22 protein-coding genes and 2 pseudogenes are annotated in these 21,110 nt (G+C 61.1%); 12 read left to right on the top strand and 12 right to left on the bottom strand.

What is annotated here, in order from left to right:
• Positions 1 to 54 precede the first annotated feature (54 nt).
• The gene (locus AF337_RS14455; protein ID WP_049732580.1) at positions 55 to 1,848 is read right to left on the bottom strand and encodes a heparinase II/III domain-containing protein; all 1,794 of its coding nucleotides are present in this window, start codon (positions 1,846 to 1,848) and stop codon (positions 55 to 57) included.
• A 220-nt stretch (positions 1,849 to 2,068) separates the two neighbouring features.
• Here AF337_RS14455 and AF337_RS14450 point away from each other — a divergent pair, with 220 nt between their 5' ends.
• The 7 genes from AF337_RS14450 to AF337_RS14420 all read left to right on the top strand — a co-directional run bounded on the left by AF337_RS14450 (position 2,069) and on the right by AF337_RS14420 (position 10,146).
• Positions 2,069 to 3,049: a carbohydrate ABC transporter permease gene (locus AF337_RS14450; RefSeq protein ID WP_210293161.1), complete on the top strand. Its 981-nt coding sequence runs from the start codon at positions 2,069 to 2,071 to the stop codon at positions 3,047 to 3,049.
• Positions 3,046 to 3,882 (top strand): carbohydrate ABC transporter permease, encoded by an 837-nt coding sequence (locus AF337_RS14445; RefSeq protein ID WP_049732579.1) that lies wholly within the window; start codon positions 3,046 to 3,048, stop codon positions 3,880 to 3,882. The genes AF337_RS14450 and AF337_RS14445 overlap by 4 nt, the downstream gene beginning before the upstream one ends.
• Positions 3,883 to 3,886: 4 nt before the next feature.
• Complete coding sequence (locus AF337_RS14440; RefSeq protein WP_049732578.1) at positions 3,887 to 5,059, top strand: glycoside hydrolase family 88 protein; 1,173 nt, start codon at positions 3,887 to 3,889, stop codon at positions 5,057 to 5,059.
• 15 nt (positions 5,060 to 5,074) lie between these two features.
• On the top strand, positions 5,075 to 6,184 hold the full coding sequence (locus AF337_RS14435) for an ABC transporter ATP-binding protein (RefSeq protein ID WP_049732577.1): 1,110 nt from the start codon (positions 5,075 to 5,077) through the stop codon (positions 6,182 to 6,184).
• Between the two features lie 18 nt (positions 6,185 to 6,202).
• Entirely contained in the window at positions 6,203 to 6,916 is a 714-nt protein-coding gene (locus tag AF337_RS14430) for a DUF624 domain-containing protein (protein WP_049732588.1), read from the top strand.
• Between the two features lie 28 nt (positions 6,917 to 6,944).
• Positions 6,945 to 8,219 carry an ABC transporter substrate-binding protein gene (locus tag AF337_RS14425; protein ID WP_049732576.1) on the top strand — a complete coding sequence of 425 codons (1,275 nt, stop codon included), beginning with the start codon at positions 6,945 to 6,947 and terminating at the stop codon, positions 8,217 to 8,219.
• 76 nt (positions 8,220 to 8,295) lie between these two features.
• Positions 8,296 to 10,146 carry a DUF2264 domain-containing protein gene (locus AF337_RS14420; RefSeq protein WP_049732575.1) on the top strand — a complete coding sequence of 617 codons (1,851 nt, stop codon included), beginning with the start codon at positions 8,296 to 8,298 and terminating at the stop codon, positions 10,144 to 10,146.
• 183 nt (positions 10,147 to 10,329) lie between these two features.
• On the opposite strand, the gene AF337_RS14415 is transcribed toward AF337_RS14420, so the two are convergent.
• Entirely contained in the window at positions 10,330 to 10,839 is a 510-nt protein-coding gene (locus tag AF337_RS14415; protein WP_049732574.1) for an HIT family protein, read from the bottom strand.
• A 271-nt stretch (positions 10,840 to 11,110) separates the two neighbouring features.
• Here AF337_RS14415 and AF337_RS14410 point away from each other — a divergent pair, with 271 nt between their 5' ends.
• Positions 11,111 to 11,374, top strand: a complete 264-nt coding sequence (locus AF337_RS14410; RefSeq protein WP_049732587.1) for a hypothetical protein — start codon at positions 11,111 to 11,113, stop codon at positions 11,372 to 11,374.
• Positions 11,375 to 11,418: 44 nt separating this feature from the next.
• Positions 11,419 to 11,688 (top strand): antibiotic biosynthesis monooxygenase, encoded by a 270-nt coding sequence (locus AF337_RS14405; protein WP_049732573.1) that lies wholly within the window; start codon positions 11,419 to 11,421, stop codon positions 11,686 to 11,688.
• A 74-nt stretch (positions 11,689 to 11,762) separates the two neighbouring features.
• Here the strand turns inward: AF337_RS14405 and AF337_RS14400 are convergent, their stop codons facing one another.
• The 5 genes and pseudogenes from AF337_RS14400 to AF337_RS14380 form a co-directional block, all read right to left on the bottom strand.
• Positions 11,763 to 12,182 (bottom strand): HD domain-containing protein, encoded by a 420-nt coding sequence (locus AF337_RS14400; protein WP_049732572.1) that lies wholly within the window; start codon positions 12,180 to 12,182, stop codon positions 11,763 to 11,765.
• A gap of 4 nt (positions 12,183 to 12,186) precedes the next feature.
• Positions 12,187 to 12,516: a DUF2934 domain-containing protein gene (locus AF337_RS14395; protein WP_049732571.1), complete on the bottom strand. Its 330-nt coding sequence runs from the start codon at positions 12,514 to 12,516 to the stop codon at positions 12,187 to 12,189.
• A gap of 31 nt (positions 12,517 to 12,547) precedes the next feature.
• Complete coding sequence (locus AF337_RS14390; RefSeq protein WP_049732570.1) at positions 12,548 to 12,898, bottom strand: hypothetical protein; 351 nt, start codon at positions 12,896 to 12,898, stop codon at positions 12,548 to 12,550.
• 128 nt (positions 12,899 to 13,026) lie between these two features.
• Positions 13,027 to 13,317, bottom strand: coding sequence for a hypothetical protein (locus AF337_RS14385; protein ID WP_049732569.1), 291 nt, complete (start codon positions 13,315 to 13,317; stop codon positions 13,027 to 13,029).
• Positions 13,318 to 13,499: 182 nt separating this feature from the next.
• Positions 13,500 to 13,949, bottom strand: a pseudogene (locus tag AF337_RS14380) (SDR family oxidoreductase); the annotation flags it as partial.
• 30 nt (positions 13,950 to 13,979) lie between these two features.
• Between AF337_RS14380 and ydiJ the strand changes: the two are divergent.
• Both ydiJ and AF337_RS14370 read left to right on the top strand, forming a co-directional pair.
• Complete coding sequence (gene ydiJ / locus AF337_RS14375) at positions 13,980 to 17,081, top strand: D-2-hydroxyglutarate dehydrogenase YdiJ (protein ID WP_049732586.1); 3,102 nt, start codon at positions 13,980 to 13,982, stop codon at positions 17,079 to 17,081.
• Positions 17,081 to 17,293: a GntR family transcriptional regulator gene (locus AF337_RS14370; RefSeq protein WP_049732568.1), complete on the top strand. Its 213-nt coding sequence runs from the start codon at positions 17,081 to 17,083 to the stop codon at positions 17,291 to 17,293. Before ydiJ ends, AF337_RS14370 begins: the two co-directional genes overlap by 1 nt.
• A gap of 78 nt (positions 17,294 to 17,371) precedes the next feature.
• Here AF337_RS14370 and AF337_RS14365 read toward each other — a convergent pair.
• The 4 genes and pseudogenes from AF337_RS14365 to AF337_RS14350 all read right to left on the bottom strand — a co-directional run.
• Positions 17,372 to 17,733 (bottom strand): annotated as a pseudogene (locus tag AF337_RS14365) (thiamine pyrophosphate-dependent enzyme); the annotation flags it as partial.
• A 72-nt stretch (positions 17,734 to 17,805) separates the two neighbouring features.
• Positions 17,806 to 18,084: a DUF6522 family protein gene (locus AF337_RS14360; RefSeq protein ID WP_049732566.1), complete on the bottom strand. Its 279-nt coding sequence runs from the start codon at positions 18,082 to 18,084 to the stop codon at positions 17,806 to 17,808.
• A gap of 40 nt (positions 18,085 to 18,124) precedes the next feature.
• Positions 18,125 to 19,255 (bottom strand): HPP family protein, encoded by a 1,131-nt coding sequence (locus AF337_RS14355; RefSeq protein WP_049732565.1) that lies wholly within the window; start codon positions 19,253 to 19,255, stop codon positions 18,125 to 18,127.
• A 58-nt stretch (positions 19,256 to 19,313) separates the two neighbouring features.
• Entirely contained in the window at positions 19,314 to 20,216 is a 903-nt protein-coding gene (locus tag AF337_RS14350; protein WP_049732564.1) for a LysR family transcriptional regulator, read from the bottom strand.
• A 255-nt stretch (positions 20,217 to 20,471) separates the two neighbouring features.
• On the opposite strand from AF337_RS14350, the gene AF337_RS14340 reads away from it, so the two are divergent.
• Positions 20,472 to 20,783, top strand: a complete 312-nt coding sequence (locus AF337_RS14340; RefSeq protein WP_049732562.1) for a hypothetical protein — start codon at positions 20,472 to 20,474, stop codon at positions 20,781 to 20,783.
• A gap of 62 nt (positions 20,784 to 20,845) precedes the next feature.
• Here the strand turns inward: AF337_RS14340 and AF337_RS40410 are convergent, their stop codons facing one another.
• Complete coding sequence (locus AF337_RS40410) at positions 20,846 to 21,067, bottom strand: hypothetical protein (protein WP_082336811.1); 222 nt, start codon at positions 21,065 to 21,067, stop codon at positions 20,846 to 20,848.
• Positions 21,068 to 21,110: the final 43 nt, after the last annotated feature.

The following is a 21,110-nucleotide window of genomic DNA, read 5'->3' as shown; positions in this document are numbered from 1 at the left end:
CGCTTGATGCCGAAAACTGTGAGCGGTTTTCGGACGACATCATGCTCTAACTCTTTAATTTATCTGCAATCTCAGGCGCTTGCCGGCAAGCGGCACACGCAGCCGATAGAGCTTTTCGGGCCAGGCCGATCTCAGCCTGGCGTCGTCCACCTCGATCTCGTCGATTTCGATTTCGCCGGCGCCCTCGGCAAAAATGCTGCCGAGATCGGCGAGATCGATCCTGTCGGAGATGACGGTCGGCGCGAGGCACGTCATCAGCGACAGGAGCGCCGGCCGGTCGCCGTCATGGGTATCGACGATCTCGACATGGCGGCCTCGCAGCAGGGAGACCGCGCGGCGATAGCTGCGAAGTTGCGCTTCCTCGGGATAGGCGCCTGATATTTCGAGGGATATGCGCGCGCGCGCCTCGCCGAATTCGACCTCGACATTCCTAGCGCCGAAGGCTTCGCCGGCGGACTGCATAACACCTGAAAATGTCGGCAGGTTGTGATAGGCCGATTGCATCGTCCAGATCTCGTAGCGCCGCGGCGAGAAGGTCTTGGCGGTGTAGGTCTCGACGCCGACATCGATCAGGAAAGGACGTCCGTTCTTGTAGAGCGTCACGCTGCCGACATCGTTGTGATTGTGGCCCTCGCCATTGCTGCCGCCCTTGACCGCGAGCGAAAACTGCCCGTCGCGGGCGACGAACAGGCCGATGCCGGGATAGAAGATATCCCGCCCGGGCGCCGCATTCGGCTCGGCCTTCGGAATCGCCGGCCCGGTCAGCAGTTCCTGCACGCGATACCAGAGGTTCCATTCCCCCGGCAGATGCGGGCTCTCGGCTGCCGCCCGGTCGGCCGCGGCGAAGGCCGACAGCATCTCGGAACCAACAGCCTTGCCGAACAGATATTCGCGCGCGCTGCAGGGTTCGACCGCGGCGGAGGAATCCGCGAAGTTGAAATAATGGCGGCCGGCCACATGCATATGGGCGATATATTCGGCCATGTTGCGGATCTTCGGCTGCCGCCAGACCTCGCCGAATAGACCGGGCGCTACGCTATCGAGCACGGTCAGCGCGCCGTGCAGGCAGAGTGCGGCGTGGCGATAATAGACCACGCCTTCCTCGCAGGCGCCGTCCTCGGCGTAGTCCTTCAGGAAGGCATCGAGGCTGCCGAGCGCCTTTTCGGCGACGGAGCGGCGCGTCGGCTGATCGGTCGTCAGCGAGAAGGTGGTCAGCAGGACGTTCTGGGTGATCCAGGCCGTCCAGTTGTTCATCCGCTCGTCGCCGTGGCCCATCCACCAGAAATGCCGGCCGAGATAGGGCGTCAGGATGCGGGCCTCGATCTCGCGTTTCACACGCGCGGCAATCTCCGGGCTGATGCCGTCGAGCGCATCGCCGAGCAAGGCGACGATCGTGGCCAGAAGGGCTGCCGTTTCGGCGGCGAAGAGATCGACGACCGGCTGCGAGCTGTCGGGAAGCGGCAGACGCGGGCCGCCGCGCCCATAGGCATTATGCGCCGGAAGCTGCCAGCCGCTCTCCTCGGCGATCAGGAAGATGCCGTCGACGATGCCGGGCAGGAACCGGCCGCTCCCTTCGACGAGTTCGCCCAGCACCAGATCGTTGAGCATCCGCCGCCGCGTGAAATAAAGCGCCTCGAAGCGCGAGCGATTGCCGGTCGCCGTATATTCCCGGTAATCCGCGGCCGTGATCAGAGGCCATGAGCGCACAAGTGTGGCTTCGGCGTCGCGCACGACCACGTCCCGCACCGCCTGCGGCACTCCGTTCCATCTTTCGCGATCGGAGCAGACGGCTCCCGGCGTGAAATCGCCGAGGACGTCCGGCAACGCGCCTGAAATCTCGCTGAACATGTCCCTCCCCGTAGCGGAAAAAGCATCGACCGGCCTCTGGCCTCCATCCTCACCTATCATATGTTTTCGGCACTCGCCATAAAATTTGTATGACCTATTCAGAACTTGTTTGACCAATACCGGAGATGTGCTATGTCCTTGGCAGGAGGAAGAACAGGCGGCGCCCATCCGCCCGAACGGCTCTGGATTTAGTTAAAGAAGCCCGGAAGCCGCCAACGGAATGCTCGACCAGGAGGAAGCATCGGTGTCCATATCGAATTCGGTCATCGCCAGGGATGGCGCCCCGGCAACTCCACGCCGGAAGGTCGCGGCTCTGTCCAAGCGCCAGCGCAAGATTCGCAGCGCGCTCGTCGCCTATTCCTTCATCGCGCCGAATTTCCTCGGTTTCGCCGTCTTCACGCTCGGCCCGATCCTCTTCGCTTTTGCGCTCGCCTTCATGCATTGGGACGGCTCGAATGCCATCACCTTCGCCGGGCTGGATAATTTCTGGCGGCTGTTCGACGACAAGGCCTTCGTCGCGGCCTTCTGGAACACGATCATCTATACGGTCGCCTCGGTGCCGGCGACGCTGCTCTGCGCGCTCGGCCTCGCCGTCCTTCTCAACCAGAAGATCGCGGGGCGGAATTTCTTCCGCACGGCGATGTTCTTTCCCTATGTCGCTTCGCTGGTCGCGGTCGCCGTCGTCTGGAACATGATCTTCAATCCCGAGATGGGACCGGTGAACATGATCCTCTACACGCTCGGCCTCGACCCGAAGAACATGCCGGGATGGGCGGCCGATCGTCACTGGGCGATGGTGACGGTGATCCTCTTCGGCATCTGGAAGAACATGGGCTATTACATGGTCATCTACCTGGCCGGCTTGCAGGGCATCAATGCCGAGCTCTATGAAGCCGCCGACCTCGACGGCGCCAATTCCTGGCAGAAATTTATCCATGTCACCGTACCACAGCTCGGGCCGACGACCTTTTTCGTCACCGTCATGCTGACGATCCAGTCCTTCAAGGTGTTCGACCAGATCTTCATGATCACCCAGGGCGGCCCCGGCACCTCGACGCTCGTGCTCGTCTACCACATCTATAACGAGGCCTTCATTTCCTGGGATCTCGGCTATTCCAGCATGATTTCGCTGGTGCTGTTCTTCCTTGTGCTCGCGGTCACGGTGTTCCAGTTCCGCCGCCAGAGGGAGGACGAAGCATGAGGATCGCCGGACGCAGGGTCACCGTCAAAACGGTCCTTCTCTATGCCATCGTCATTACGGTAACGGTGGTGATGCTGATGCCCTTCGCCTGGATGCTCTCGGCATCGCTGAAACTCAGCCGCGACGTATTCGCCTTCCCGATCGAATGGATACCGTCTGAGCCGCAATGGCAGAACTACGTCGACATCTGGACGAAGATCCCGCTTGCGCTCTTCATCTACAACACCTCGAAACTGACGATCATCGTCACGCTGCTGCAGCTCCTGACCTCCAGCTTTGCCGCCTACGCTTTCGCCAAGCTAAACTTCCCTTATAAGAACACGCTGTTCCTTGGTTATATCGCCACCATCGCCATGCCCTGGCAGGTTTATATGGTGCCGCAATTCCTGCTGATGCGCGAGTTCGGCCTCAACAACACGCATCTGGCGCTGATCTGCCTGCAGGCCTTCACCGCCTTCGGCGTCTTCCTGATGCGGCAATTCTACATGTCGATCCCGACCGAGCTTTGCGAAGCGGCCCGCATCGACGGTATGAACGAATATCAGATCTGGGCGCGCATCATGCTGCCGCTCTCCAAGCCCGCCCTCTCGACGCTGACGATCTTCACCTTCGTCAGCACCTGGAACGATTTCCTCGGGCCGATGATCTATCTCACCAAGACCGAGCTGAAGACCGTCCAGATCGGCCTGCGCATGTTCATCTCGCAATATTCGGCCGAATACGGGCTGATCATGGCGGCCTCCGTCGTCGCCCTCGTGCCCGTTCTCGTCGTCTTCCTCGCTCTGCAGCGCTTCTTTGTCGAGGGCATCGCCTCGACGGGACTGAAGGGTTAAAGCCATGAACGCCGTGTCATCCGTCGCCCCGCTACCGATCACCGACGACGAGGTACGAGCCGCGCTCGATCTTGCCGTCGAGCAGGTCAGGCGCAACCTTCCCGATTTCACCTATGCCGCGCAGAACCATTCGAGCGTCAACAATGTCTATCCCGCCGTGGCGAACGACCAATGGACCGCCGGCTTCTGGCCGGGCGAGCTGTGGCTTGCCTTCGAGCATAGCGGCGAGCCGGTGTTCCGCCATGCCGCGCAGATCCAGGTCCAGTCCTTCCTGCATCGGATCGTCAACCGCATCGAGACCGATCACCACGACATGGGCTTCCTCTATTCGCCCTCCTGCATCGCCGCCTGGAAACTCGTCGGAGACGAGGACGGCCGTAAAGCCGCGATCCTCGCCGCCGACCAGTTGATCGAACGTTTCCAGCCGATCGGCCAGTTCATCCAGGCCTGGGGCCGCAAGGGCAAGGCGGAAGAATACCGCTATATCATCGACTGCCTGTTGAACCTGCCGCTACTCTATTGGGCAAGCCGCGAAACCGGCGATCCGAAATATCGCGAGATCGCGCTCATTCATGCCCGCACCACGCTTGCCAATTCGGTGCGGCCGGATGATTCCACCTATCACACCTTCTACATGGACCCAGTCACCGGCGCGCCGGTGCGCGGCGCCACCAAGCAGGGCTACAGGGATGACAGCGCCTGGGCGCGCGGACAGGCCTGGGGCATAGCGGGCATGGCGATCTCCTATCGCTACGAGCGGATCGAGGAATATATCAGGAGCTTCGACCGGCTGCTCGCCTTCTATCTCAACCGGCTGCCGGCCGACATGGTGCCCTATTGGGATCTGGTGTTTTCGGATGGCGACGGCGAGCCGCGCGACAGCTCCTCGGCCTCGATCACCGCCTGCGGGCTGCTTGAAATGGCCGAGCTCGTCGACGCCGAAGCCGCCGAACGCTATCGCACGCTCGCGCGCCGCATGATGAAGAGCCTGACCGACCATTATGCGGTCAAGGATCCCACTGTCTCCAACGGACTGGTGCTGCACGCCACCTATTCGAAGAAATCGCCGTTCAACACCTGCCGTGGCGAGGGCGTCGATGAGTGCGTCTCCTGGGGAGATTATTATTACATGGAAGCTTTGACGCGCCTTTCGCGCCGCTGGTCTTCCTATTGGTGACGTCAGGAGAACCCGATGGCCAGCATTTCACTTAAAGAGCTGAACAAATCCTACGGCGCCCTCACCGTCGTCCACGATATCGACCTCGAAATATCAGACAAGGAATTCATCATCCTGGTCGGCCCCTCCGGCTGCGGAAAATCGACGACGCTCAGGATGATCGCCGGCCTCGAGGAGATCTCGGGCGGAGAACTCAAGATCGGCGGCGACGTCATGAACGACGTCCCCTCCAAGGATCGGGATATCGCCATGGTCTTCCAGAACTATGCGCTCTACCCGCATATGACCGTCTACAAGAACATGGCCTTCGGCCTGCAGCTGCGCAAAGTGTCGCGTGATTTCATCGATAAACAGGTGCAGGATGCCGCCAAGATCCTCGACATCACCCATCTCCTGAACCGCAAGCCGAAGGCGCTTTCGGGCGGCCAGCGCCAGCGTGTCGCGCTCGGCCGCGCCATGGTGCGCAACCCGGCCGTCTTCCTGCTCGACGAGCCGCTGTCCAATCTCGACGCCAAGCTGCGCGGCACGATGCGCTCTGAGATCACCAAGCTGCACAAGCGCCTCAACGCCACCTTCATCTACGTTACCCACGACCAGGTAGAAGCCATGACCATGGCCGACCGGATCGTCGTCATGAAGGACGGCCATATCCAGCAGGTCGACACACCGCAGAACCTCTACGACCGCCCCGTCAACATGTTCGTCGCCGGCTTCATCGGCGCGCCACAGATGAACATGCTGCCCTCGACCATTCAGCGCCGGGGTGATAGCTACGTTGCCGTCTTCGACGGCCGAGAATTGCCGCTGCCCGCCCATTTCGACAAGAGCAGGATCGCTCCCTATGAGGGCCGCGAACTGGTGCTCGGCATCCGCCCGGAGAACTTCCACGAACTGCCGCCGGCCGACATTCCGCCCGAAAATCTCGCGCCTCTGAAGGCGGTGGTGGAGCTTGCCGAACCGATGGGCTCGGAAGTGCACCTGAACATGGTCGCCGGCGGACGCAATCTCATCGCCCGTGTGTCGCCGCGCTTCCGGCCCGATATCGGCGAGGAGGCGAGCCTCGTCGCCGACATGAGCAATGCGCAGCTGTTCGACACGGAAACGGAACGCTCGATTCTCTACTGAGCGCCTGGAGAGATGGCCATGCAATGGTTGCGGGAGATGTGGACGAAGGAGGGGCCGGGCATTCCCAAGGATGCTCCGAAGAGGACCGGCCTTGCTCTGTTTGCCGAAATCCTCGTCCGCGAATGGTGGGAGATGGTCAAGCTCAACATCCTGTTCATTCTCGCTTCACTCTTCGTGGTGACACTGCCGGCAGCACTCGCCGCCACGGCCCGCGTCTCGGTGGCATTGGTGGAAGACCGCAACACTTATCTCCTGCGCGATTTCACCGAGGCGTTCCTGCGCTATTTCTGGCGCGCCACCGCCTGCGGCCTGGTCCTGGCGGGCGCGCTTGCCATCGGCGTCCATGCGATTGCCACATATGCCGCCGGCGCCCGGGACAATCTGGCGCTCGCCGCCCCGCTGGCGATCGCCCTCGTCGCGGCCGCTTTCCTCGCGGTCACCGCCTGCCATCTCATCGTCCTGATGGTGATGCGCGACCTGCCGGCTCTACGACTCTTTCGCCTCGCCGCACTTGCCTCCGTCGCCCGCCCTCTCCCAGCGCTTGCCGCGCTCGCCTTCAACGCCGCGCTGTGGCTGGCGCACATCCTCTTCTATCCGATTTCCGTGTTCATGCCGGCGACCTTCAATTTTTCACTCGGAATGTTCGCCGTCGCATTCGCCGCCCATCGCGCGGCGGAGATGGTCCTGGACTTGCCGACGCACGCCAAACCGCATGCACAAGACGCTTCATAAATAACTGATCCAGGGAAGGAGAACAGGAATGTATTTGGATAATATCGGGAGGACGGTGAAACTTGCCGTGGCAGGTTTCACTCTGGCCGCGACGACGGCAGGCGCAGCGCTTGCTCAGGACGCCGTGACGCTGAAATGGGCTTTGTGGGACTGGGACAAGACTGCCTACTACAAGCCGCTGATCGAAGCCTATCAGGCCAAGCATCCGAACGTGAAGTTTGAGCCGATGGACCTCGGCTCGCAGGACTACCAGCAGATGATCTCGACGCAGCTGACCGGCGGCTCGAAAGATATCGACATCGTCACCATCAAGGACGTGCCGGGCTACACCAATTTGGTGCGCGCCGGCAACATCGCCGATCTCAGCGGCTTTGTGACCGATCAGAAGATCGATCCGGCGCCCTATGGCGGCCTGATCGAGGAGTTGACCATCGACGGCAAGATCTATTCGCTGCCGTTCCGCTCCGACTTCTGGATCGTCTATTACAACAAGGACATCTTCGACAAGGCAGGTGTCCCCTACCCCAGCAACGACATGACCTGGGCGCAGTTCGACGAGACCGCCGAGAAGCTCACGGGCGGCATGGGCACCAACAAGACCTATGGCGCGCTGCTGCATACATGGCGCTCGACCGTCCAATTGCCCGGCATCCTCGATGGAAAACACACGCTGGTCGATGGCGATTACGCCTTCCTGAAGTCCTGGTACGAGCGCGCGCTCACCCTGCAGAAGGATGGCGCCATCCCCTCTTATGCCTTCCTGAAGACATCGAACACGCATTACTCGGCGCTCTTCTTCAACGGCACGATCGGCATGCTGCCGATGGGAACCTGGTTCGTCGGCACCCAGATCGCCAAGGTGAAATCGGGTGAATCGAAGAGCAAGAACTGGGGCATCGTGAAGTTCCCGCATCCCGACGGTGTGGCAGCCGGCACGACGGCCGCACAGATCTCGGGGCTGGCGGTCAACGCCAATTCCGAGCACAAGGCTGCCGCCCTCGACTTCATCAAGTTCGTCACCGGCCCGGAAGGCGCGGCAGTCGTCGCGTCGACGGGCACCTTCCCGGCGCTCAAGACCGCCGACGTCAGTGCAAAGATCGCGGCGACACCCGGTTTCCCCGCAGACGAGGCCAGCAAGGAGGCGCTGATACCATCGAAGGCCTATCTGGAAATGGCGGTCAATCCGAACGCCGCCAAGATCGAAGTCGTGCTCAACCGCGTCCACGATGCGATCATGACCGACAACACCCCCATCGATGACGGCTTGAAGGAAATGACCGAAGGCGTGAAGGCCATCAAGTAGCCTCACGAAATGCCGGCGGCCGCGGACCATCACATGGCCCGCGGCCGATCCTGTTTCAGGAAATTTTGAGCTGACGATGATATATGATCCCACCAGAGCCAATCCGCTTTCCGGCAATCCCCTGAAGACTCGCGATGATCTGGCAAAGGCCGTCAACGATCTCTTCGAGCCGCTTCTGCCCTATTTTTCCGAAGGTGGCGCCCGTGTGCGCCTGGGCGCCACCGGCGCGATCTTCGACCGGGCGGCGGCGGATCTGGAAGGATTTGCGCGGCCGCTCTGGGGCATCGTCCCCCTTGCCGCCGGCGGCGGCCATTTTCCGCATTGGGATCTCTATCGGCGCGGCCTCGCAAATGGGACCAACCCTGATCATCCCGAATATTGGGGCGATCTCGCCGACCGCAACCAGCGGCTGGTCGAGCTTGCCGCCGTCGGCTTTGCGCTGGCGCTCGTGCCCGAACATATCTGGGAGCCGCTTGATGACACCGACAAGAAGACGGTCTCTGCCTACCTCATCGCGGCACGCGAACTGGAATTCATCGACAACAACTGGAAATTCTTCCGCGTCCTCATCGATCTCGGGCTGGAGCGCGTTGGTATTCCTTTCGACTACGGGAAGACCGTCGCCTATCTCGACGAGCTGGAGGCTTTCGATCTCGGCGAGGGCTGGTATCGCGACGGGCCGGTGCGGCGGGTCGATCATTACATCCCCTTCGCCATGCATTTCTACGGCCTGATCCATACGGTGCTGGCGCGCGGCGACGATGCCCGCAAGGATCGCTTCCGCGATCGCGCCCGGACCTTCGCGAGGGATGTCCGCCATTGGTTCGGCCCGGATGGCGCTGCCCTTGCCTTCGGCCGCAGCCAGACCTACCGTTTCGCGGCCGGCGGCTTCTGGGGCGCGCTTGCCTTTGCCGGCGTCGAGGCGCTGCCCTGGGCGGAGATCAAGGGCTATTACATGCGCCATATCCGCTGGTGGTCGGTACTGCCGATCGCGGACCGCGACGGCGTTCTGTCCATCGGCTACGGCTATCCGAACCTGCTGATGAGCGAGAGTTATAATTCTCCCGGCTCGCCTTATTGGGCGCTGAAATTCTTCCTGCCGCTCGCCCTGCCCGAGGACCATCCCTTCTGGACCGCCGAAGAGGCGCCGCAGCCGCAATTCCCGGAAGCGGTGACGTTGAAGCCGGCGGGTATGGTCGCCATGCACACCCCCGGAAATGTCGTCGTGCTCTCCTCCGGCCAGCAGCACGACAAGATGCGCGGCGCCAACGAGAAATATTCGAAATTCGTCTATTCCACCCGCTACGCCTTCAATATCGAAGCCGACGACCGGAATTTTGCCGCCGCAAGCTTTGAGGGCATGCTCGGCCTCTCCGACGACGGCACCCATTTCCGCATGCGCGAAACCCTCGACGAGGCGCTGATAGCAGGCGACCGGCTCTATTCACGGTGGCGCCCCTGGAATGATGTCACCATCGAAACCTGGCTCGTTCCCGCAAACCCCTGGCACATCCGCATCCACCGCATCGCCACGCCGCGTACGCTCAGCACCATCGAGGGTGGCTTTGCGATCGAACGCGCCGATTTCAATGCCGATCGATCCGAACAGGCGGAAGGCAGGGCCGTCTGGTACGGACGCACGGATGTCAGCGCGATCGTGGATCTGTCGGCCCGTCCGAGGACCGGCCACGCGATGAGCCCGATCCCCAACACCAACCTCATCCACGCCAAGACCCTTCTGCCGCAGCTCCGCGGCGAAATCGGCGCGGGGACCACCGTCCTCGTCACCGCGGCGATGGCATTGCCCAGCGGGGAGAACTGGGCAGAGGCGCTCGCCAATCCGCCGGCTTGCCCGGATCTCGACGAACTGGAGTGGCACTTTCGCGAAAACGGCATGCGCGTGCCGGCCTTTGCTCTCCTGATGTAGCTGCAATCCCGCCACCACACCAACTCATTACACTTCGCGCATCACATCGTCGGGATATGACGCGAGTTACGTCGCCCTGGCGAAAACACAAGACCAACCTCTGGCGACGGCCGACCGAAAGATGGCGGACGCCGCACGCAGCGAAGGCATCACCATCCTCGGACCACTCGGGCGTGGTGAGGCCTAACTGCGATTAATCAGCTCGGAATGGTACGCCTCAGCGATCTGCTGCGCCCATTCTGCCATTTGATCGTCCGGTATCTGCAGAACGCCATGCTCTGCCATCAACGCATGGTATTGCTGCTTTTCAAGCGGCACGCCTGAAGGCAAGGGAACAACGTGAAAATGTAAATGGCTATTGGCTTGCTGACTGCCGAGTGAAAGCACATAAATTCGCTCGGCGTCGAACAGCCTTTTGAGGGCGCGCGACAAGATGTGAACCTTCTCCTGCAATCGAAGATATTCGTCTGTCGATATATCTCGCGCCAGATCCTCACGGTGCTCCTTCGGACTGACAAGGCAATAACCCGGAAGAGTCGGATATTTGCTCAGAAAGATGATGGTCTCATCGTCCTCGAAAATGCGATGATGAAAGCAAGCGGGCTCGTTCCTGACCAAGCCGCAGATAAAACATGGCCTTGTTTCAATGCCGCGCACATAGGCCTTGAGATCAAATGGTAGGCGTTCGTTCATTGCTGAACCTCCCCTGCGCGGCTTCGATTGTCGATGATACGTCGACCGATATTGTCATCGTATCCTAAAGTGCGTACCCATCTTTCAGATTTGCCGAGCTATGTATTTATCTTCTCGTGCGCCATTAATATTTTCGGATTACTGATAATAATCATACCTACCCTCTCAATTTCATAACTTAATTCTCCTAAATAAATATTATTGAAGTGAAATCCTGACAGGCTTGGTGGTATACTATGATTTCATTTTGGAACTATGGGAGGAGGATGCAATGCCTACCATAATGATCTATCACGACGTCAAAGACACGAAACACTGGCTCGCCTCGCCTGTTCGCAAGCAGGTGCTAGAACCAATCGGCGTCACGAATATTCGCACTTTTACAGACCCGCAAACCTCTAACCGCGTCGGTTTGGTCATGGACGTTGCGGACATGCAAAAGTTGATGGACTTCATGCAGACCAAGGCCGCGGCTGATGCGATGGCGAGTGACGGCGTCCTGCCCGAGACCATGATGTTCCTGGTTCAATCGTAGCACACATCTCAACGAGACTTGGAAATGCAACGCGGGAGGATGATATGACGACGTTATTCGTCAGACACGAGGTCTCCGACTACGCCACCTGGCGCAAGACATACGATGCGTTTCAACAGGTGCAAAAGGCCAATGGCGTTACGGCGGAAGCCGTCTACCGGGCCACCGACAATCCGAACGACATTACCGTTACGCACGAGTTTGCCACGCTGGAAGCGGCTCAGGCTTTCAGTAAGCTGGAAGAACTGAAGGCAGCGATGCGCAAGGGAGGGGTGCTCGGCACTCCGATCGTGTGGTTTGCCAACAAAACGTGAAATGGGGCAAACGCCCGTGGCCGCTCGCGGCACATGAGATGAAGGCGCAGTAGCGCGCGCGCTGCCGAGCGCTCTTATTGCCAGTTCCTCAGGGTACGCAGGAGATCCAGGCCGCGCTGGTATTTTTCCGTTTTCTTGCCGGCATGTTCGGCCTGGCGGAGATTGTCTTCGAGGTCGGCCTGTTTGACCGGCAGGGCTAGCGGATTGGATGCCGCACGTCTGACGAAATCGTCATCCGGCTCGTCGGGCCGCCGCGTCAGGGCATCGACCGCGGAGATAATTGCCGGCGGAAAGCCTTCCTCCCTCAACCTGTCGAGCGTCCACCCGCTTCCCTTCTCGACGACGTCATGAAGATAGGCGACCGTTCGGGTATCGTCGCCGGAAACGAGAAGTGCTACCCGCTGGCAGTGCTCGAAGAACGGCCGGTCAGTCTTGTCAACCTGGTCTTCATGCGCCTCGAGAGCGATTTGGATGGCGTGGTCGAGATGCTGCATCGGATCACGGCCCTTCGGTCTTCCTGATCTTCCGCTGGGACGGCTTTTCGCCCGCCGTCATTTCGATATCAGGCACGGGAAGAACCTGGGTAACCCGGCCGCGCTTTGGTGGCCGCCGATCGAAATCGCCGCTCTCACCGGCGCCCTGAAGCAGCGCCGCATCATCCCTGTCGTCTTCATCGAGCAGGTCCTGCAGCGTCTCATGCTCGTCCTCGCCGGCCAGTTCATCGCATGCTTGCAGCCAATGGCGCTGGTCCGCACCATCCGGGCGACCCTCGGCCTCCCAGATTTCGTAAGCACGGCGACGTATCTGCTCGTGCTTGTCTATAGCCATGATCTCCTCCAAGCACATTTGAATCAGCCATTCAGGGTGTGTTGATGGTCGGCAGAAAATCCTCCACCTGTTTACGCGCATCTTTTGAAAGCGTCTCCACCCGCTCCTTCCAGAACCGTTCGGCCTCCGGCGGATCCTCGTCCCATTGGCGGACTTCGGTGATGTTGTCGTCAATTTTGGACCGGCGGCAGCCACCGAGTCTCAAATATTCCTTCGCAAGTTTCAGGCTGGGTGTTTCGGTGTCGGCGCCGCCTATCACCGTGCCTACGTTCCTGCGGGCATTCTCCAACGTCCTGCGACGATCATCCGCCGCCTGCTGCGTGTCGGCGGAGCGTGCGTCGTCAGTGCCGCTTTCCGGCGGCAGGGCGGATCTGGGCGTCATACCGGTCATCCTTCCACTCATGCAAAGATATTTCGATCCGATAAACCTCGCGGGTTGCAAGAGTTCCCACCGATGGCAATGATTTGAGTGGAGGCTCGGGCCGGAGCGCCCGGGCGCTATCCCGGCCGTCAATGAACGGCCACGCTCACCATGCGATAGGGATGCACGGCCTCGAACTGCGAGATCATCGCCGTTGCCCGCAGCAGCACGCGCTCGGCATTCTCGGGATCGTCACGGGCCAGTTCGTCGGCGCTGACCCGAATTGCTTCAGCCATGTTGATGGAAAGTTCTGCAAATTGCGCATCGCCCTCGACAAGGGCCTCACGTGCCGTGTCTTCCAGCGTACGGGCGATGTCAACGAAGATCTCCTCGCGTTCCTCGACGCTGAGATCTTTGATTGTATTGGCCTTTTCTTCCATGACAGGCACTCCGGAAAGACGTGGGAATCATCTTCTTTCATTTCGAACGCCGGAGCAGCACTTCTGTTCCCTGGAGGGGGAGACCGGCGCCTCGGTGTCGGCATCGTTTGCCGTGCGATCGAGGCGCCGGAATGCCGGTGCGGAAGGCTCGGCCATCGTTGGCACGTCTGCGGATCGCCCGCTTACTGCTCAGAGAATTTGACCATCGTGCCGCCGCCGGTCGCCTGGTCGGTCGGGAAGACCTCGATCCGGGACACGTCGACGAAAACAGGAAGCTCGATGGCATTCGCGATGATCGAGGCGATGTGAGCGGGCTGTATCGGGCGGTAGCCGTCGCAAAGCAGAGTTCGCGCCTGATTGCCGGCCATTGCGGTGCGATAGAGGTCCGTCTGCACGCGGCCCGGCACCACCTCGGTCACGCGCACCGAGCTTCCGAGCAGGTCGCAACGCAGATTGTCGCAAAACAGGCTAAGCCCGGCCTTCGACGGCCCGTAGGCACCCATATTCGGATATGGCGCCTGACCGCCGCTCGAACCGATGTAGATGAGGTGGCCACGCTTTCTTTCGACCATGGCAGGCAGGAATGCGCGGGTCAGATGCATCGGCGCTTTGAGATTGATGTCGATCATGGCAAAGCTCAAGTGCATTCTGAAGGTTTCGAAATGATTCCACGCCTGCAGCCAAAGATCTCGATCTGCCTTCCTCCCGCGGATTTCTTCCAGCGCCTCGTCGAGGCGGGGTTTACCGGCGATATCGAGACCGGCGCCGCCAGCCGGACGGTATTTTCGACCGACAATTCCATTTACCAGATCGAGCCGACCGGCATCCTTTTTCCGAGGGGCGTCGAAGACCTGCAGCTCGTGGCGGCCACTCTATCGGAACCGGCCTTCCGGGGGATAAGCATCGCACCGCGCGGCGGCGGCACCGGCACGAATGGCCAATCCCTGACATCGGGCGTCGTGGTGGACTGTTCGCGGCACATGACGTCCATTCTGGAAATCGATCCGGTCCGAAGGGTTGCGCGCGTCCAGGCCGGCGTCGTCAAGGATGAGCTGAACCGGGTACTGAAGCCCTACGGCCTCTTTTTCGCACCGGAGCTCTCGACCTCCAACCGCGCCACCATCGGCGGCATGATCTCCACCGACGCCTGCGGCCAGGGCTCCTGCCTCTACGGCAAGACCAGCAACCACGTCCTCGGATTGCGCGTCGTGCTTATGGACGGGTCCGACTTTTGGTCGCGTCCGCTCGATGCAGAGGCGCTCGCGGGGATCGCCGCGCGCGAGGATCGCCTCGGCGAAATCCACAGGACGGTCGAACGGATTGCGCGGGAAAAGCGCGAGCGGATTACCGAGATCTTTCCGAAGCTGAACCGCTACATGACCGGCTACGACCTCGCCCATGTCACACGTGGCGACGGACGCTTCGACCTCAACGCCGTTCTCTGCGGCTCCGAGGGCACGCTGGCGATGATCGCCGAAGCCGAACTCAACCTTCTGCCGATCCCCGCCCATGCGGCACTGATCAATATCCGCTACGGGGACTTCAACACCGCCTTGGAGGATGCACGCAACCTGGTGGCGCTGAAGGTCGCCTCGGTGGAAACGGTCGACGAGAAAGTGCTCGGCCTCGCGAAAGGCGACATCGTCTGGACCGGCATTGCCCGCTTCTTTCCCGACGATCCGGCGAACGCGACCAACGGCATCAACATCGCCGAAGTGCTTGCCGACGATGAAGAGGAACTCGAGCGCAAGCTTTCGGAAGTGACCGCCGCACTCGACACGGACGCGAATGCACGCCATGCCGGCTACACGGTCGCCCGGGGCCATGCCGAAGCCGAAGCGATCTGGTCGATGCGCAAGCGGGCGGTCGGCCTGCTCGGAAATGTGGAGGGGCCGGTCAGGCCCGTCGCCTTCGTCGAGGATACGGCCGTGCCGCCGGAAAACCTGGCGGCCTATATTCGCGAGTTCCGTTCGCTTCTCGATGGCGCGGGCCTTTCCTACGGCATGTTCGGCCATGTCGATGCCGGCGTCCTGCACGTGCGGCCGGCGCTCGACCTCACCCGCGACGACCACATCAGGCTGGTGCGCGACATCAGTGACGCCGTCGTGGCGCTCACCCGCAAATATGGCGGCGTCCTCTGGGGAGAGCACGGCAAGGGCGTGCGTTCGGAATATGTGCCGGAATTTTTCGGCGATCTTTATCCCAGCCTGCAGGAAATCAAGCGGGTGTTCGATCCTGAGAATCGGCTCAATCCGGGCAAGATCGCGACCCCTTCCGCGGAAGTGCTGACGAAGATCGACGATGTCCCGCTGCGGGGAGATATCGACCGCATCATCGGCAACGAGATCCGCTCCGCGTTCGACAACGCCGCCTATTGCAACGGCAACGGCGCCTGCTTCGATTTCGACGAAACGAGCCCGATGTGCCCCTCCTACAAGGCAACGCGCGACCGGCGTTTTTCCCCCAAGGGCCGCGCCGCGCTGATGCGGGAATGGCTGAGGCTGCTTGCCGAAAAAGGCATCGACCCGCGCCAGGAGGTGACACGGCTGCGGCGCGGCACGCCCCTCGTAAGTCTCGCGCGCCGCGCTTTCAACTCGCTGAACCCGGCCAATCGGGATGACTTTTCCCACGAGGTGCGCGCGGCGATGGACACATGTCTCGCCTGCAAGGCCTGCGCTGGGCAATGTCCGGTGAAAGTCAGCGTGCCGGCCTTCCGCTCGAAATTCCTGGAACTCTATTATGGACGCTACCTCCGCCCGCTGAAGGATCCGCTGGTCGCAGCGATCGAAACCACCTTGCCGTTCGTCCGGCGCATCCGGCCGGCCTATAACTTCATCGTCGGCACGCGCGCCGGCAGGACGATGATGAGCATGACCGGGCTGACTTCCCTGCCGCGTCTGCCGCAGATCTCGCTCGCAAGGGAAGCCGTCCGCCTCGGCGTGCCGCTTGCGACCGCTCAGGCGATCGAAGCCCTGTCGCGCGAGGAAAGGCAGCGGAGTGTCGTTTTCGTCGCCGATGCCTTCACCGCCCACTTCGATCCCGATGTCGCGCTTGCTGCCATCCGGATCGCTCGGAAAATGGGGCTGACGCCCTTTCTTGCAACCTCCCACGTCAATGGCAAAGCCCTGCATGTTCACGGCTATCTCGGACGCTTCGAGGCGGCGGCCGAGCGGACCGCACGTTATCTGCAGCGACTGTACGAGACAGGCGTGGCGCTCGTCGGGCTCGATCCGTCGATGACGCTCGCCTTTCGCAGCGAATATAAGGGGATGCTGAAGGCGACCGTTCTGCTGCCGCAGGAATGGCTCATCGACAATCTCGACCGGCTCGCCGCTTCATCTGCCGCCGCTCCGAGTAGAAGCTTCCGGTTGCTCGCCCATTGCACGGAACGCACCAATGCGCCGGCCTCCGTCGGGCAATGGCAGAAAATATTCAAAAGTCTCGGCATCGACCTTCGGCCAGCCCAAACCGGGTGCTGCGGCATGGCCGGCACCTTCGGCCACGAGGCTCGCAACCGGCCGATCTCCGAGCGTCTTTATGCGATGAGCTGGAAGCCGGAGCTGGATGCCGCCGGCGAGACCCATATCCTTATGGCGACAGGATATTCCTGTCGCTCGCAGGTGAAAGAAATCGACGGCAAGCAAATTCCGCATCCATTTCAGGTCATCGACAAGATAATCCCCGAAACCGAGCATATCTGCAAGACGCGCGCCCGAGGCGCTGATCGCCCGCGCCTACGACTATCTCGAAAACCTCGTGACTGATGACGCCGTGGTCGAGGCGCGCGCCGACTAGCGCGCGCGGCTACAGCACCTATTTGAAAAAGATCAACAAGGAACATGCCGCCATTCTGGCAGCAATCACCCGGGGTAACGCCAAGGTCGCAAAAAACGCGCTGATCGCCCACCGGGAGGAAAGCCTCCATCGCCACCGCACGATGCTCGACGAGCCGGCGAATAGCGAAACAGAGGATTGATGTGCGCCGCCTGCCTTTCAAGCGGCGCGTTTTCCTGCGATCACCTATCCCGCGATCGCTTTCCCGTAATCACTTTACCTATGCGATAGCCTGGTCGCGAATTTGGCTCAGGCTCGTTTTCGGCGTCAGCGTTTCCGGGTCGATCCGGATTTCGATAAGAGCCGGCTTACCTAATGCCTCGCAGCGTTCGAAGGCGCCGACGAAATCCTCGATCTCATCAACGGTCTCGCCATGCAGGCCATAGGATCGCGCCAACGACGCAAAATCCGGGTTCGTCAGTCGGGTGCCGGAAACGCGGCCGGGATAGCTGCGCTCCTGATGCATACGGATCGTGCCGTAAATGCCGTTGTTGATGACGAGGAAGATCACCCGCGCGTCTGCATCGCGGTCGCGAGCTCCTGCCCGTTCATCAGGAAACACCCGTCGCCCGCAAAAGCCGCCGATCGATCAGAAGGTCGCAATCCTTGATGTGCCGGATCAGCTTCGGACCTGCGGCGAGGCCGAGGTCGCCGTCAGTCGGGGTTTCGGCCGGATGATTTTCCCCGAAGCACGATCATCTGCTCGTGCTGTACCTCATTCGCATCATTCAGCACCGCGCGCCAAAGCCTGTTGCCGAGCCGAAGCGACACCCGCTTGGTGCCCTCGTGTCCAGCGGTGCCGATTTCCACGGAGCTGACGAGGGAGCCATGCCGCATGTGGCGGCGCAGATCGGCCTGCGACAGTCCGAACCGTTCCGCGAGTTCGGATGAATCCAGGATAAAATCCCCACTCGGATCGCGCTCGATCAACACCGGCTCATTCTCCCCCTGCTTGACAATCTACGAGTACCGCTCAGGCCACGGCCGAGATCGGGGCGCTGTCGTTCGGCAGCAGCCGCGCCACTGCGCTCAGGAGATCGGTCTGCGATATCAGGCCGAGGATCCTGTAGTCGTCATCGACGATGATGACGGCATGCGTGCATCCGTCCGTCAGGACGGGCAGCAGCGACAGGGCCGGATCTGAAGGCCTCGCCACGGCCGGTTTCGAGATCGCATGCGCGATCCTATCGGTGCTCGTCGACAATTCCCGCAAGCCGACGGTGCCGATCAGGCGACCCTCCGGATCCTTCACCGGCAGCGTCCGGATATTATGCTTCAAAAGCAGGTGCCGGGCGACATCCGGTTCTGCAGCTTCGCCGACGGCGATCACGTCGCGCGACATGATATCGGCACAGCTGATCTTGCCGTTTGAGCGGATCGCCGCCTGCAACTCGACCTGCTGCAGCAGCCGGCCGAGGTCGGCGCGATCGATATCGAAGGTTTCGTCGAGCGCGGCGAGGGCGGCATCGACATCCTCGTCGCGAAAGCCCACCCGCACGGCCGATGGCAGGTCGATCGTCTGATGGTTGTTCTCCGCCGGTTTTGGAACGACGTGCGGATAATTCCGCTTGGAAAGCTTGTGGAACAGCAGCCCAAGGCCGACGAGGATGCAGGAGTTCAAGGCGACGGGCACGAAGGGAAAGAGGAAACCCCAGCCGGCAACGACAGGACCGCCGAGCACGGCGGTCAGCGCCGCCGCGCCTCCCGGCGGATGAAGGCATCGAGTGAAAGACATGGCGCCGATGGCAAGCGACACACCGACGCCGGTCGCGATGATCGGATCGCGGATGAAATAGGCAGCGATGATTCCCATCAGGGCGGAAATGGTATTGCCGCCGATGATCGACCAAGGCTGGGCAAGCGGGCTTGAAGGCACAGCGAAAAGCAGCACCGCGGATGCCCCCATCGGCGCGACGATCAGGGGAAGATGCGGCCCCTGCCCGAACAGATAGCCACTGATGACGCCGGTGAGGCCGATGGCCAGCAAAGCGCCGAGACATGCGATCAGCCGCTCTCGCAAGGTCGCGCCGGCCAGGATCGGTGAAAACAACCGAAAGCGGCGGAAGCGGCTCGGTCCCACCTTCGGGGAAACGGGAGATTGCATGAGAAGACCAATTTGAAGCGAGGATTATCTGGCGGGTTAAGGGAGCAAGATGGGCGAGCTAGTTTGTCAGCCTGACATCTCTGCCTTTTGTCGCGCTGAGAACTTCGTGGAATGCGTCGAAAGCGCGGGGGCGATCGTTCTTGCGGTAGACCAGGAGCGTCTCCACGAGCCCCAGCTGATGGGTCTGGACGGATGTCGGCCAGGGCATCAGGTCGAGCACGGATCTCGGCATCACACCGGCGGTGTTGCCGGTCGCCACACTCGCCAGGATCGCATGGTAGGAGCCATGTTCGCTCGTCGGCAGGATACTCGATTTGCGCGCCCAGTTTTCGGCGATCCGGCGATAGGTGCAGCCGGGTTCCAAAGCGGCAATCGACCCGACACGCAGATCGGCGGCGGATTTGACCGCGGGATGCCCGGATGGCAGTACGATCAACAGGTCTTCAACAAAGACCGGCTCCATCTCCAGTGCCTTGAGCTCAGCCTCGAAACCCGCGTCTTCCCCGCGCATCGTCTTCGGCGGGCAGGCAATCAGCGCGCAGTCCAGCATATCGGCCACAACGGCGCGGGCGAGGTCGCGGGATGCGCCCATCGTCAGATGAAGCGACACGTCAGGCCACATCCAGTTGAATTGCGTCAGCGCCGCCGGCAGCCGGCTCGCCGCCGTGCTTTCCATCGTGCCGACGCGCAATGTTCCAGACGGGGCGAGAGGCCGTACAGCCTGGCGCGCTTCGAGCGCGAGCGCCGTCAGCCGGTTGGCGTAGGTCAGGAACGTCTCGCCCTCCCGTGTCAATGTCATTTTCTTGCCGTCACGGCTGAAGAGGGAAACACCAAGGTCGCCCTCCAGCTGCCGGATGCGCGTCGTCACATTCGACGGCACCCGCCCGACGGCCTTGGCAGCCTTGGTAACGCTGCGCTCGCCGGCGACAGCGAGGAATATCTCGAGCGACGAAAGGTCCAATGAAAGATCTCGTTTCGGGAATTATGGAGAAAGATCATTCTCCATACAAAAATCATCGCCACCACTCAAGTCGTATTGCGATATAATTTGCCCAGGCAAGCAAAGAGGAAACAGCTGCCGAAAAAAACAACGCGACGCCGAGGAAATAGCCATGCGAGCCCGATGTTACCGCCACTCCACAAGAATTGCGGCGCTTGCAGCTGGCACGGGGTTTGCATCTGCAAACCCATCTGCAGATCGATCGGCGACGACCTCATGGTGCATCTTGTCTTGACCTGTCTTCTTCTCAGCATGGCTTCCGGCTTGAGCATGCGGCGCTTTCTCCTGCCGTATCTCCCGGGCGGCGATCTCGCCGAGAAGTCCGCGCCCGTGACCGTCGTCGCGAGCGCCGTTTTTCTGGGGACGCTGGCTTTTACGGTCTCCGATCAGAATCTGTGGGCAATATCCGCCATTCTGATGCTCGGCCTGCTACTGGCGGCCATGTTCGACGATGCCAGGCCCAAGCTGACCATCGCCCTCTCCGCCATCAGCCTGGCGGTCTATCTCGGCCTGCGTTCGATCAACTGAGCCATCCGGCTTTCCCAGACAGCGGCGCCGCGTGCGCCGCTCGGAGATGATCGAACACTCGTCTATTTGGCGGCATAGAAGCCGCTGTCAAGATGCTGCATCCAACGACGAAAATCATTCGTAAGCAGCGCCACATCATACCGCCACTCCGTTCGCAAAAGCTCCCACCGGCCTGCTTCTCCACTGTCAAGCAAGGCATCAAGCCTCTGCCTGAGATTTTCAAACGCCTCATCAGCAGGATAGGGCGTGGGGCGGTACAATGAGGGATGCAATCGGCTTTCCATCAAGCTCACTCCTCAACAATCGGGGCCACTCATATATATCGTA

The organism is Rhizobium ecuadorense (genome assembly GCF_001187535.1).
Classification (GTDB): Bacteria; Pseudomonadota; Alphaproteobacteria; order Rhizobiales; family Rhizobiaceae; genus Rhizobium; species Rhizobium ecuadorense.
This window is presented reverse-complemented; position numbering and strand designations above follow the sequence as displayed.

Coding starts and splice junctions, on each gene's coding strand:
- AF337_RS14445 (WP_049732579.1), top strand. CDS start 3,046: ATGAGGATCGCCGGACGCAGGGTCACCGTCAAAACGGTCCTTCTCTAT.
- AF337_RS14425 (WP_049732576.1), top strand. CDS start 6,945: ATGTATTTGGATAATATCGGGAGGACGGTGAAACTTGCCGTGGCAGGT.
- AF337_RS14430 (WP_049732588.1), top strand. CDS start 6,203: ATGCAATGGTTGCGGGAGATGTGGACGAAGGAGGGGCCGGGCATTCCC.
- AF337_RS14435 (WP_049732577.1), top strand. CDS start 5,075: ATGGCCAGCATTTCACTTAAAGAGCTGAACAAATCCTACGGCGCCCTC.
- AF337_RS14410 (WP_049732587.1), top strand. CDS start 11,111: ATGCCTACCATAATGATCTATCACGACGTCAAAGACACGAAACACTGG.
- AF337_RS14370 (WP_049732568.1), top strand. CDS start 17,081: ATGACGCCGTGGTCGAGGCGCGCGCCGACTAGCGCGCGCGGCTACAGC.
- AF337_RS14355 (WP_049732565.1), bottom strand. CDS start 19,255: ATGCAATCTCCCGTTTCCCCGAAGGTGGGACCGAGCCGCTTCCGCCGC.
- ydiJ (WP_049732586.1), top strand. CDS start 13,980: ATGATTCCACGCCTGCAGCCAAAGATCTCGATCTGCCTTCCTCCCGCG.
- AF337_RS14390 (WP_049732570.1), bottom strand. CDS start 12,898: ATGACGCCCAGATCCGCCCTGCCGCCGGAAAGCGGCACTGACGACGCA.
- AF337_RS40410 (WP_082336811.1), bottom strand. CDS start 21,067: ATGGAAAGCCGATTGCATCCCTCATTGTACCGCCCCACGCCCTATCCT.
- AF337_RS14440 (WP_049732578.1), top strand. CDS start 3,887: ATGAACGCCGTGTCATCCGTCGCCCCGCTACCGATCACCGACGACGAG.
- AF337_RS14340 (WP_049732562.1), top strand. CDS start 20,472: ATGGTGCATCTTGTCTTGACCTGTCTTCTTCTCAGCATGGCTTCCGGC.
- AF337_RS14455 (WP_049732580.1), bottom strand. CDS start 1,848: ATGTTCAGCGAGATTTCAGGCGCGTTGCCGGACGTCCTCGGCGATTTC.
- AF337_RS14415 (WP_049732574.1), bottom strand. CDS start 10,839: ATGAACGAACGCCTACCATTTGATCTCAAGGCCTATGTGCGCGGCATT.
- AF337_RS14405 (WP_049732573.1), top strand. CDS start 11,419: ATGACGACGTTATTCGTCAGACACGAGGTCTCCGACTACGCCACCTGG.
- AF337_RS14395 (WP_049732571.1), bottom strand. CDS start 12,516: ATGGCTATAGACAAGCACGAGCAGATACGTCGCCGTGCTTACGAAATC.
- AF337_RS14385 (WP_049732569.1), bottom strand. CDS start 13,317: ATGGAAGAAAAGGCCAATACAATCAAAGATCTCAGCGTCGAGGAACGC.
- AF337_RS14450 (WP_210293161.1), top strand. CDS start 2,069: ATGCTCGACCAGGAGGAAGCATCGGTGTCCATATCGAATTCGGTCATC.
- AF337_RS14400 (WP_049732572.1), bottom strand. CDS start 12,182: ATGCAGCATCTCGACCACGCCATCCAAATCGCTCTCGAGGCGCATGAA.
- AF337_RS14420 (WP_049732575.1), top strand. CDS start 8,296: ATGATATATGATCCCACCAGAGCCAATCCGCTTTCCGGCAATCCCCTG.